The sequence below is a fragment of the Erwinia oleae genome, assembly GCF_000770305.1.
Taxonomy (GTDB): domain Bacteria; phylum Pseudomonadota; class Gammaproteobacteria; order Enterobacterales; family Enterobacteriaceae; genus Erwinia; species Erwinia oleae.
On record NZ_JNVB01000005.1, the window covers coordinates 74155 to 86124 of the forward strand.

General features: G+C 58.0%; 8 protein-coding genes. 2 read left to right on the forward strand and 6 right to left on the reverse strand.

Going from position 1 to position 11970, the window contains the following annotated elements; genetic code table 11:
• Positions 1–57: 57 nt before the first annotated feature.
• Positions 58–522 carry an anaerobic ribonucleoside-triphosphate reductase-activating protein gene (nrdG, locus tag GS12_RS03015; protein WP_034943738.1) on the reverse strand — a complete coding sequence of 155 codons (465 nt, stop codon included), beginning with the start codon at positions 520–522 and terminating at the stop codon, positions 58–60.
• Positions 519–2657: an anaerobic ribonucleoside-triphosphate reductase gene (gene nrdD, locus GS12_RS03020; protein ID WP_034943740.1), complete on the reverse strand. Its 2139-nt coding sequence runs from the start codon at positions 2655–2657 to the stop codon at positions 519–521. Before nrdD ends, nrdG begins: the two co-directional genes overlap by 4 nt.
• A 385-nt stretch (positions 2658–3042) precedes the next feature.
• Here nrdD and GS12_RS03025 point away from each other — a divergent pair, with 385 nt between their 5' ends.
• A complete protein-coding gene (locus tag GS12_RS03025; RefSeq protein ID WP_034943742.1) occupies positions 3043–5595 on the forward strand; it encodes a DEAD/DEAH box helicase in 2553 nt (850 codons plus the stop codon).
• Between the two features lie 4 nt (positions 5596–5599).
• On the opposite strand, the gene GS12_RS03030 is transcribed toward GS12_RS03025, so the two are convergent.
• Positions 5600–7261 carry an alpha,alpha-phosphotrehalase gene (locus tag GS12_RS03030; RefSeq protein ID WP_034943745.1) on the reverse strand — a complete coding sequence of 554 codons (1662 nt, stop codon included), beginning with the start codon at positions 7259–7261 and terminating at the stop codon, positions 5600–5602.
• 339 nt (positions 7262–7600) lie between these two features.
• Here GS12_RS03030 and GS12_RS03035 point away from each other — a divergent pair, with 339 nt between their 5' ends.
• Entirely contained in the window at positions 7601–9991 is a 2391-nt protein-coding gene (locus GS12_RS03035; RefSeq protein WP_235421046.1) for a beta-N-acetylhexosaminidase, read from the forward strand.
• Between the two features lie 36 nt (positions 9992–10027).
• Here the strand turns inward: GS12_RS03035 and ridA are convergent, their stop codons facing one another.
• From ridA to pyrB, 3 genes are all read right to left on the reverse strand, one after another.
• Complete coding sequence (ridA, locus tag GS12_RS03040; protein WP_034917182.1) at positions 10028–10414, reverse strand: 2-iminobutanoate/2-iminopropanoate deaminase; 387 nt, start codon at positions 10412–10414, stop codon at positions 10028–10030.
• Between the two features lie 69 nt (positions 10415–10483).
• Positions 10484–10948 (reverse strand): aspartate carbamoyltransferase regulatory subunit, encoded by a 465-nt coding sequence (gene pyrI, locus GS12_RS03045; protein ID WP_034917181.1) that lies wholly within the window; start codon positions 10946–10948, stop codon positions 10484–10486.
• A 2-nt stretch (positions 10949–10950) separates the two neighbouring features.
• Entirely contained in the window at positions 10951–11883 is a 933-nt protein-coding gene (pyrB, locus tag GS12_RS03050) for an aspartate carbamoyltransferase (RefSeq protein ID WP_034943748.1), read from the reverse strand.
• Positions 11884–11970: the final 87 nt, after the last annotated feature.

The following is an 11970-nucleotide window of genomic DNA, read 5'->3' on the forward strand; positions in this document are numbered from 1 at the left end:
CTAATGACCACATAATTTTAGAGAGAGGGCAGGCGGTAGTAATGTAAACGGATTTATTTAACGTAAATAGTGAATAACCTGATTACTGCTGCCGCGCCACCGCAGGGCGGGATCTTTCAACGCTTCGACAAACTTACCGTCAATCAGCACGTTGATCTGCGCCGCGACCTGGCGCTGCGCATCGCTGAGCTCATCCAGCCGGTAGCCGGTCCACAGCCAGATATTCTTCCCTTCGCACTCGCGACGGACGCGCTTTACCAGCCTCAGCACGTCGGCCACGTTGGCCGGATGCAGCGGATCGCCGCCGGAGAGCGACAGCCCCTGGCGAGGAATGCGCGTATCGTTAAGATCGGCAATCAGCTGCTCTTCCATCTGAACCGTGAAAGGAACGCCGGAATTCACCCGCCAGGTGCGCTTGTTGTAGCACCCCACGCAGGCATGCTCGCAACCCGCCACAAACAGCGTGCAGCGGGTTCCCGGCCCGTTAATCACATCGACCGGATAGTATTGATGAATATTCACTCCAGTTGCCCGCTGTTCAGATGCTTGACGCGGCGTTTCACCTCTTCCTGCTTACCGGCGTTAAAAGGACGTGCGTCCGGGCTGCCGAGATAGCCGCAAACGCGACGCGTCACAGAGACGCGCGCGGCGTCGTGATTACCGCATTTCGGGCAGGTGAAGCCTTTGCTGGTGCAGGCGAACTCACCGGTAAAGCCGCATTCGTAGCACTCATCAATCGGCGTGTTGGTGCCGTAATAGGGCACGCGACTGTAGCTGTAGTCCCACACGTCTTCCAGCGCTTTCAGATTGTGTTGAAGATTGGGGTATTCGCCGTAACAGATGAACCCGCCGTTTGCCAGCGGCGGATAGTCGGCTTCAAAATCGATTTTGTCGTAGGGATTTACCTTTTTTTCCACGTCGAGATGAAACGAGTTGGTGTAGTAGCCTTTATCGGTCACGCCTTTGACCACCCCGAACTCTGCCGCATCCAGACGACAGAAGCGGTCACAGAGGTTTTCGCTTGGCGTGCTGTAAAGGCTGAAGCCGTAGCCGGTTTCGTTTTTCCACGCCTCTACCGCCTCGCTCAGACGACGCACGATAGCCACGGCTTTTTCGCGCAGTTGCGCATCGTCATAGACGTGCGTGTCGCCACCGCTCAGCGCATTAATCGTTTCATGTATGCCAATGTAACCCAGCGAAATCGAGGCTCTGCCGTTTTTAAAGATCGCCGCAACGTTATCATCCGCTTTCAGCCGCACGCCGCAGGCACCTTCCATATAGAGAATCGGTGCGACGCGCGCTTTCACGCTTTCCAGCCGGGCGATACGCGTCATCAGCGCTTTTTTCGCCAGCAGCAGCCTTTCGTCAAGCAGCGTCCAGAAGGTGGCTTCGTCGCCTTTGGCTTCCAGCGCGATACGCGGCAGGTTAAGGCTGATAACGCCGATATTATTGCGGCCTTCGTGCACCAGCTTGCCGTTTTTCTCCCAGGCGCTGAGGAAACTACGGCAGCCCATCGGGGTTTTAAACGAGCCGGTCACTTTCACCACCTGCTCGTAGTTGAGAATATCCGGGTACATGCGCTTGCTGGCGCACTCCAGCGCAAGCTGTTTGATGTCGTAATTCACCTCGCCAGGCGCGCGGTTCAGCCCTGCTTTAATGGCAAAAACCAGTTTCGGAAACACCGCCGTTTTGTGGTTTTTGCCGAGGCCTGCAATGCGGTTACGCAGGATCGACTGCTGGACCAGACGCGCCGACCAGCTGGTGCCCAGGCCAAAGCCAAAGGTGACGAAAGGCGTCTGTCCGTTGGCGGTATGCAGCGTGTTGACCTCGTATTCCAGCGACTGGAAAGCGTCATAGCACTCTTTTTCCGTGCGGGTGCGCGCATACGTTTCCGCGTCGGGGATCTGCCACTCCTGCGCGATGGCGCGATGCTTCACCAGGCTGGCCTCAACGAACGGTGCCAGAACCTCGTCAATGCGGTTAATGGTGGTGCCGCCGTAAATATGGCTGGCGACCTGGGCAATAATCTGCGCGGTCACGGCGGTGGCGGTAGAGATCGATTTAGGCGGTTCAATCTCCGCATTGCCCATTTTAAAACCGTGGGTCAGCATGCCTTTCAGATCGATCAACATGCAGTTGAACATCGGGAAGAACGGCGAGTAGTCGAGATCGTGGTAGTGGATTTCGCCGCGCTCGTGAGCGGTCACCACGTCGCGCGGTAAAATATGCTGCGTGGCGTAGTGTTTTGCGACGATGCCCGCCAGCAGATCGCGCTGGGTAGGGATCACCTTGCTGTCTTTGTTGGCGTTTTCGTTCAGCAGGGCGGGGTTGCTCTGTTCAACCAGACCGCGAATGGCCTTGTTCAGTTTACCGCGCAGCTCGCGGGCGATGTCCCGGTCATGGCGATATTCAATGTAGGTGCGGGCAAGCTCGGGGTAGCGGCCGGCCATCAACTGATTTTCGACCGTTTTCTGCACATCGCTGATGTCGACCTGTTCACAATCCTGTAGCCGCTGGCAAATCTGTTCGGTGAGGGTAGCGCAATAATCGCTGTCTGTAATATCGGCCGCCCGCGCCGCGCCGAGAATCGCGTCGTGAATGCGTGTTTTATCGAAAGCCACACGGCAACCATCCCGCTTTATCACCATACAAACCATCTCATGCTCCCTTACCTGAAATCTATATATTGATTTATATTGGTATAGTAAGCGCTATATGTGGTGTTTTCGCCTTTTTTAACTACAGATTTATTGACCTGACGCAAAGATTAAAAATGGGCGTAGTAAAATCAGTCAGCTAAAGAGTGAGGCACATGGGATAATCTGAAGGCACGGGAAGAGGCTCCGGCCCGCACTCTGAAACGCAGTGGCCGACGTGGTCGTCATCCTCTGCTTTGACCTTCCGTCAGCCGTAAACGCTGTTACCGATCGACGCAACGCGCTTTTTATCGGCCAATTGCCCCCTGATGGTTGCAATAGCCGGGTCGGAATTCATATTATTGCCTGTTACGCTTTGCAAGCATGCCCTTCAGGATACCGTCTGATGCCTTCTGTAACGTACAATGAAAAACAGGTTAATCGATGGATCGGTGCGCGCACCGTCGCCAGAGCGAAAGACCTGGTTGAAAAAGTTCAGAAACTGGCGTGGCAAAACAATCTGCTCACCGCTGAAGTGCCCGGCAGTAAAATCGAACCTTTCCAGGTGATGGTGCATTTCAGTCGCCCGCAGGGGAAGCTGCACGCCAGCGGCGAGTGCACCTGCCCGGTAAAAAACAACTGTCGACACGTGGCCGCCGTGATGCTGGCTGATCTGCGCCAGCCCCGGACGATGGCCGAACAGCCCGTTGTCGATGCGCTGACGGCGATGCCGGTTCCCCGGCTGCGTCTGACTTCCCGCGCCAAATTTATCAGCGGCTTTGGCCGCTACGGTCATCGCCAGAAGCGGCTGGATTTTGCTGCGCTCTGTTTCGATTACGCGGGCGTGGCGGTGGCGGCAGGCAGCGATGGCGAAAGGTTTGCCGATCAACTCGGCAGGCTGTTTCTTCTTCATCGCCAGCCAGCGCTGGAGCAGCGCTGGCTGGAAACGCTTAATGCGGCGGGCCTCGCCACTATCCCGGCCACGCATATCTATACGCCCGCCTCGGCGCCGCTGCCGCCGCTGATCTTCGCGCCTGAGTCGCCGCTGCTCTGGCGTCAATTTATGCAGGAGAAGCTGCCCGCGCTGCGCGCGCAGGGCTGGCGCATTGAGATTGATGACGACTTCACCTGGAACGTCACCGAAATCGACGCCGTTCACGGCCACGTCGCGCAGGGCGACGACGGCTGGCTGACGCTGGAGGTCGCGGTTCAGGTCGGCGCGCGTCAGCAAAATCTTCAGCCGCTGCTCAGCCCGCTGTTCCAGCGCGATCGCCGCTGGTTTTCCGGCAATCTTGCCAGCATCCCTGACGATGAGCGCATAGAGCTGCGCGGCGAGGAGAACGAACGGCTGCACGTCAGCGCCGCCACGCTCAAGCCGGTGATTGGCAGCCTGATCGACTTTTTTGCGCAGGGCGCCACCACGCCGCTGCGGCTGCCCTTGTATGAAGCGGGCAGGTTGACGGCGCTGGGCGATCGCTGGCAATTTTCCGGTGAAGACGGCCAGCTCGCCGGACGCCTGCGCGCGGGTGAAGGGATTGTGGCGGTGGCGCCGCCGTCCGGGCTGCGGGCGCGGCTGCGTGACTATCAACAGCAGGGTGTGAACTGGATGCAGTTTCTGCGCGCTAACGAGCTCTCGGGCGTGCTGGCGGACGATATGGGACTGGGTAAAACCGTGCAGACGCTGGCGCACCTGCTGCTGGAAAAAGAGAGCGGGCGGCTGGATCGTCCTGCGCTGATCGTGGTGCCGACCACGCTGGTCTACAACTGGACGCAGGAAGCCAGCCGCTTTGCGCCCGATCTGCGCGTGCTGGCGCTGACCGGCGCGCAGCGAAAAGAGTCGTGGCATCTTATCAGCGAGTACGACGTGGTGCTGACCACCTATTCGCTGCTGTGGCGCGACCAGCCGCAGCTGATCGGCACCAGCTACCATTTTCTGATCCTTGATGAAGCGCAGTACGTAAAAAACAGCGCATCGCGCGCCTCTGGGGTGATCCGCACGCTGAAGGCGCGGCATCGCCTTTGCCTTACCGGCACGCCGCTGGAAAATCACCTCGGCGAGCTCTGGTCGCAGTTTGATTTTCTGCTGCCGGGCTTCCTTGGCAGCGAAAAACAGTTTACCCAGGAGTGGCGCGTGCCGATTGAGCGTAACGGTGACCGCGTGCGCCAGGAACTGCTCGCCAGAAGAATACGCCCCTTTATGCTGCGCCGTCGCAAGCAGGAGGTGGCAAAAGAGCTGCCGCCGAAAACCACCATTGTTCGTCAGGTGGCGCTGGAGGGCGCGCAGTGCGATCTCTACGAGTCGGTGCGCAGTGCAATGCAGGCTCGCGTTCGCCGCGCGGTTGAGCAGCAGGGCGCAGGACGAAGCCATCTGCTGGTGCTGGATGCGCTACTCAAGCTGCGGCAGATCTGTTGCGATCCGCGCCTGATGCAAAAAGAGAGCGACGTGGGCAGCGCCAAGCTTGCGCTACTGCGTGAGATGCTGGTCGATCTGCTGGCGGAGGATCGCCGCATTTTGATCTTCTCGCAGTTTACCACCATGCTGTCGCTGATCGCCGCAGAACTGCAAAAAGCGCATATCCCGTTCGTGACGCTGACCGGCAGCACGCGCGATCGCATTGAACCGGTTCGACGCTTCCAGGACGGTGAAGTGCCGGTGTTTCTGATCAGCCTGAAGGCAGGCGGCGTCGGCCTGAACCTCACTGCGGCGGATACGGTGATCCATTACGATCCGTGGTGGAACCCGGCAGTCGAAAACCAGGCTACGGATCGTGCGTATCGTCTCGGCCAGGAGAAGCGCGTATTTGTGTATAAGCTGATTGCGGCAGGCAGTATTGAAGAGAAGATCGTCGCACTTCAGCAGCAGAAGGCCGATCTTGCAGGCGGTATTCTCGAAGATGCCCTCAGCGAACCGGCCAGCTTCACCGCAGATGAGCTGGCCGCGCTGTTTGAACCGCTCTAGCGACTCATCCTTTTTTTTGATACCACCACACGGCCTCCCAGGGACGCAGCATGATCTCGCCTGGCGTGACGTGTGTGTCAGGATAGTTGCTGATCAGCACCTCCCAGCGCCCGCGGTAGGCCGGCGGGTGCCACACCTGGGTGTCGCCGCTGAAGTTTGCAGCCACCACCAGCGTCTCGTTCTCATAACGGCGGCCGTAACACCATAAATGCGGATGCTCCGGCAGCAAATCGAGGTATTCGCCCCATGTCAGAATGGGATAGCGTTTACGTAGCTGAATCAGCTTTTGATAGGTGTAGAACACCGAATTTTCGTCGGCGAGTGCCGCCTCAGCGTTGATCGTTTCCGTGTTGTCACACATGCCGATCCACGGCGTGCCGCTGGTGAAACCGCCGTTCTCGCCCGCGTGCCAGGGGATGGGCGCGCGTCCGTTGTCGCGTGATTTGCTGGCGAGGATTGCCAGCAAATTATCGCTGTCGCGTCCCTGGGAGCGCAGATCGGCATACATGTTGTGGCTTTCAATGTCGCGATAATCGATAATGCGGCTGTAGTGCGGGTTGGTCATGCCCAGCTCTTCACCCTGAAAGATATAGGGCGTGCCCTGCATGCCATGCAGCACCAGCGCCAGCATCTTCGCCGACTGCACCCGATACTGTCCTTCATCGCCCCAGCGCGACACCACGCGCGGCTGGTCGTGGTTACACCAGAACAGCGCATTCCACGCTTTGCCATGCATGCCGTGCTGCCAGTGGGTGAAAATGGCCTTTTGCGCGACCAGATCGAGCGGCGTTAACGTCCATTTCTGCCCGTTATAAAAATCCACCTCAACGTGATCGAAACTAAATACCATTGACAGCTCTTCGCCGCCCAGCGATCCGTAACGCTGGCAGTGCGCAAGCGTAGCCGAAGACATTTCGCCGACGGTCATCAGTTCACGTGGACGGAAGACGTCATTGCTCATCTCCTGCATAAACTCGTGGATGCGCGGCCCGTCGGTATAAAGACGCAGCCCGTCGCCATTGGGATCGTCAGGAAAGTCCTGATGCTTGGACACCAGATTCACCACATCAAGCCGCAGCCCGTCGATGCCGCGATCGGCCCAGAAGTTGACGATCTGCTTCAGTTCGGCGCGCAGGTTTTCATTTTCCCAGTTAAGTTCGGCCTGCTCGGGCGCCCAGAGATGCATATAGTACTGACCGCTCTCCGGGTGCCAGCGCCAGGCGCTGCCGCCGAACTTTGACATCCAGTTATTTGGCGGCTCGGTGGGCGTGCCGTCGCGCCAGATATAGTAAGAACGGTAGGGGCTTTCTTTGTTCAGCGCTTCGTGAAACCAGTGATGCTGCGTGGAGCTATGGTTAAAAACCATATCTAAAATCAGGCGCATACCGCGGCGGTGCGTCTCTGTCACCAGGTTATCGAAGTCGGCCAGCGTGCCGTAGGCGGGATCGATAGCGGTATAGTTTGCGACGTCGTAGCCGTTGTCTACCTGCGGCGAAAGATAGAACGGCGTCAGCCAGATGGCATCCACGCCGAGCGTTTTAAGATAGTCGAGATGTTCAATCACCCCGGCGATGTCGCCGGTTCCGCTGCCCGTCGTGTCCTGGAAGCTTTTGGGATAAATTTGATAGATCACGCCGTTCTGCCACCACGGTGGAATTTTATTCATTGCTCAATCCCGTTATAGGGTGAAAACATCCACCCACGCTTTATAAGATGATTTTTATTCTTCTATAAGGTTAGCCATTAACTCGCAAGGTGGAACCACGCAGAGAGGGGGAAACAGAAAAAAATTGTCAATAAAACGCGTCACTGTCGGGTGAATCGCAGCGCATCAGCGCTCGTTTCCTTTCGTCCTTCCGACAAACTGAGATTTTTCCGGCGGCAGGCGCGTCACAAATTGCAGAAAACGCGGGAAAAGCAGGCGAGTTGTAACTTGATGTGTCACGCGAATTATGTTTTATGGATAACAGCCCGCACTGGATTGTTATGCTACAGGAGAGTTAACGTGTCTGGATCACTTCGCTTTACGCTGCTTGCTACCTCGCTTTTTGCCTCTCTGTCCGCCTTTGCCGCTCCCGCCGGAAACCTGCCGCTGATGCCCTGGCCGCAGCAGGTGGAACAGCCTGCGGGCGGCGGACGCTTTGCGCTGGATAATCGCCTGACTATTCGCGTTGAGGGCGATGACCTGGCCGGAGCGGTAACGCGCTGGCGAGAGCGCATTGGTCTTCAGACCGGTTGGCAGATGATGCCGCAGAACGGGACGCCTGATAAACCGACCATCGCCATTACGGTGAAAACGCGCGTCGATGCGCAACCCCTGCCTGACAGCGACGAAAGCTACAGCCTGAAGGTTGATGCGAATGGCGTGAAGCTGGACGCCGCGACCCGCTTTGGCGCGTTGCGCGGCATGGAGACGCTGCTCCAGCTGGTGGAAAACAGAGCGGACAACAGCGCCATCCCGTTTGTTGACATCCACGACAGCCCGCGTTTCCCCTGGCGCGGCATCCTGATCGATTCGGCCCGCCATTTTATGCCACTGGACACCCTGCGTCGTCAGATCGATGGCATTGCGGCGGCGCGTATGAACGTTTTCCACTGGCATCTGACCGACGATCAGGGCTGGCGATTCGCCTCGCGGCATTTCCCGCAGCTTCAGGAGAAAGGCAGCGACGGCCTCTTTTATACGCAGGACGAGATGAAGGCGATTGTGCAGTATGCGACGGATCGCGGCGTGCGCGTGGTACCGGAGATCGACCTGCCTGGCCATGCCACGGCGCTGGCCGTGGCGATGCCCGAACTGATCGCGGCGCCGGGCCCGTATCAGATCGAACGCGGCTGGGGCGTGTTTAAACCGCTGCTCGATCCCAGTAATGAAAAAGTTTATGAATTTATCGACACGCTGATCGGTGAAGTAACGGAGATCTTCCCCGATCCCTGGCTGCACATTGGTGGTGACGAGGTGGACGCGTCGCAGTGGAAAGCGTCGCAAAAGATTCAGCAGTTTATGCGTGATAACACGCTGAAGGACGAGCACGCGCTACAGGCCTGGTTTAACCAGCGGGTGGAGAAGATCCTCGAAAAACACCAGCGCCGGATGGTGGGCTGGGATGAGATAGCCCACCCGGATCTGCCGCACAGTATTCTTATCCAGTCGTGGCAGGGGCAGGACGCGCTGGGCGAGGTGAGTAAAAATAACTATCGCGGCATTCTCTCCGCCGGTTTTTATCTCGATCAGGCGCAGCCAGCGTCTTATCACTATCGCAATGAAGTTCAGCCTGCCGGATTAAACGGCCAGGATCGCATTAAGGCGGGCGAAACGGCGCAGAGCTGGGCATTTACCCTGCCGCGCCTGAAGGGCAGCGCCGTAAAGGGCAGCTTTACGTTGATCAGGCAGGAGGGCGGCTGGCGCGGCTTTATCGATTTTGCCGGTAAATCGCGGCGCATGGTGCGCGACATTGACTGGCGGACGCCGGAGCAGGTGAGCTTTCGCGTGGATACGTGGATGGGCGAACTGAAGCCGGTGCTGACGCTGTCAAAAGAGACGCTCAGCGGCTATATGCTGGTGGGGAACGTTCGCTATCCCACCGACGGCCAGAAGCTGGCGGCGGTGCCGACGGGCATCCAGCCGGGCGTGCCTGATGAACAGCAGGCAAAGAATAATCTGCTGGGCGGCGAGGTTGCGCTGTGGGCCGAGATTATCAATCCGCAGGTGATCGACACGCGCCTCTGGCCGCGCGCCTTTGTGGTGGCCGAGCGGCTGTGGTCGGCAAAAGATGTCAACAACGAAGAGAATATGTATCAGCGGCTGGCGGCGGTGGACGCCTGGTCCGCCGTTTCCGTCGGGCTTCAGCAGTACGCTCAGGCACAGCGGCAGATGATCCGCCTGGCGAACGGCAGCGACACCATTCCCCTGCAAATTTTTGCCGAGGCGCTGGAACCGGCGCAGTACTACACGCGCCAGCACCTGAAGTTTCAGGCGGGTCATTACGATCTCAGTGAACCGCTGAACCGCCTGGCGGACGTGCTGCCCGCCGAAAGCAATAAGGTGCGTGAACTGAATCGTCAGGTGGACGCGCTGATCAAAAACCGTGGCGATCGCGCGGCGTTGCAGGCGGTGCGCCAACAGCTTCAGTACTGGCAGCAGAATGTGCCGGCGGTGATGCCGCTGCTGGCGCAAAACTATCAGCTGAAGCCGCTGGTGCCGGTAGCGCAGCAGGTGGACGCGGTCAGCGCAATCGGGCTGTCGCTGCTCGAGGCGATGGAAAACGATCGCCTGTTTGGCGCCGGAGAGGTGGCCACGATGCAGGCGCAGCTTGATAAAGCCGCGCAGGCGCAGGATGAAACGATCCTCGCGCTGGTTTCTCCGGTTGAGAAACTGCTCAGGGCGGGAAAATAGGGCAGGATGCCTCTCACGTTTTGAGAGGCAACTCGCTTAGCGACGAACCGCGATGGCTTCGATCTCGATTTTCACGTCTTTTGGCAGCCGGGCAACTTCCACGCATGAGCGCGCCGGGAAGCTTGCCTGATGTTCAGTAAAGAAGGCCTCATAGGCCGCATTGACGGTGGCAAAATCGTTCAAATCCTTCACGAATACGGTGGTCTTGACGATATCGCCCACCTTAAGTCCCGCTGCTTCAACAATAGCCTTCACGTTTTCCAGCGACTGACGCGCCTGTGCCGTGACATCGTCGGCAACCGTGCCGGTTTTCGGATCGACCGGGATCTGGCCCGAGGTGATGATCATGCTGCCCAGATCGACGCCCTGCACGTAAGGGCCAATGGCGGCGGGTGCTTTTTCTGTACTGATTTCGCGTGACATAAGTACTCCTTAAAAATTGGAACATCTCTTCCGTACGGTTTAGTCGCGTGATACGTCGCTGACCGATGCTTACCAGTTTGCCAGCACCACGTGATGGGCAAAAGCTTTTTCACAGTAGCGGCAGGTTAACTGCACGTCATCATTACGTTTTTTCACCGTGAAACTGGTGCTGACCGGCTCATTGTGGCTGATACAGTTGCCGTTCGGGCAGGTCAGCACGTGATCGATGCGCTCCGGCAGCGTGGGTGAAATTTTGCCCACCACCTCGTAGTTATCAATGCGGTTCACCGTGGCGTGCGGCGCATACACCGCCAGTTGATTAATCTGATCGTCGGTCAGAAAGGTGTTCTCGATCTTTATCAGATCTTTGCGGCCCAGCTCACGCGAAGGCAGATTCAGTCCGATGGTGATGCGTTGATCGGTCTCGGTCAGGCGAAACAGCGAAAGCAGCTTAAAGCCGACCTGCGCCGGTATATGATCGATCACCGTACCGCGGTTGATCGCTTCGACCTGAAGTTTATTATCCTGCGTCATCGTTACTCCTCCTCACCGTTCAGCACCAGCGCCAGCAGCGCCTGGCGTGCATAGATACCGTTACCGGCCTGCTGGAAATACCAGGCGTAAGGCGTTTTATCAACGTCGGGGGTGATTTCATCAATGCGCGGCAGCGGGTGCAGCACCTTCATACCGTCACGCGCGCCGGCCAGATCGGCGGCCCGAAGCACGAACTGCGCCTTGACGTTGGCGTATTCGGACGGGTCCAGTCGCTCTTTCTGCACGCGGGTCATATAAAGAATATCCACCTGCGGCACCACCTCTTCAATGCTGTCGTGACGGCTCCAGACAATGCCTTTTTCATCCAGCATATCGGTAATGTAAGCAGGCATCGCCAGCGCGTCCGGGGCGATAAAAAAGAAGCGATTGCCATCGAATTTCGCCAGCGCCTGGGTCAGCGAATGCACGGTGCGGCCATATTTCAGATCGCCGACCATCGCCACGTTGAGCTGGCTCAGGCGGCTCTGCGTCTCCTGGATCGTGAAGAGATCCAACAGCGTTTGGGTCGGATGCTGATTGGCGCCGTCGCCTGCGTTAAGGATCGGAATGCCGCCGGAGAACTCCGTAGCCAGGCGCGCCGCCCCTTCCTGCGGATGGCGCATCACGATGGCGTCCACGTAGGTGCCAATAACGGATATTGTATCGGCCAGCGTTTCACCTTTTTTGCCCAGCGAGGTATTGCTGCCGTCGGCAAAACCGACCACCGACGCGCCAAGGCGATGGATCGCCGTTTCGAACGACAGGCGGGTGCGGGTTGACGCCTCAAAGAAGCAGCTGGCGACCACGCGGTGCTTCAGCAATTCCGGTTGCGGATCCGCCTTCAGGCTGGCGGCGGTGCGCAGCACCAGCTCCAGCTCTTCACGGTTAAGGTCGTTGATAGAAATGATATGTTTTTGATAGAGCGGGTTAGCCATCGTCACACCCCTTGCCGGCTGAAAATGCGGACAAAAAAAGCCCCTCAATGAGGGGCTTTTTTTTAACGATCGGTGATGCCAGAGAAG

Bases quoted from the DNA above. Each gene is read 5' to 3' on its own strand.
- GS12_RS03025 (WP_034943742.1), top strand. From the start codon at position 3,043: ATGCCTTCTGTAACGTACAATGAAAAACAGGTTAATCGATGGATCGGT.
- pyrI (WP_034917181.1), bottom strand. From the start codon at position 10,948: ATGACGCAGGATAATAAACTTCAGGTCGAAGCGATCAACCGCGGTACG.
- GS12_RS03030 (WP_034943745.1), bottom strand. From the start codon at position 7,261: ATGAATAAAATTCCACCGTGGTGGCAGAACGGCGTGATCTATCAAATT.
- pyrB (WP_034943748.1), bottom strand. From the start codon at position 11,883: ATGGCTAACCCGCTCTATCAAAAACATATCATTTCTATCAACGACCTT.
- nrdD (WP_034943740.1), bottom strand. From the start codon at position 2,657: ATGGTTTGTATGGTGATAAAGCGGGATGGTTGCCGTGTGGCTTTCGAT.
- ridA (WP_034917182.1), bottom strand. From the start codon at position 10,414: ATGTCACGCGAAATCAGTACAGAAAAAGCACCCGCCGCCATTGGCCCT.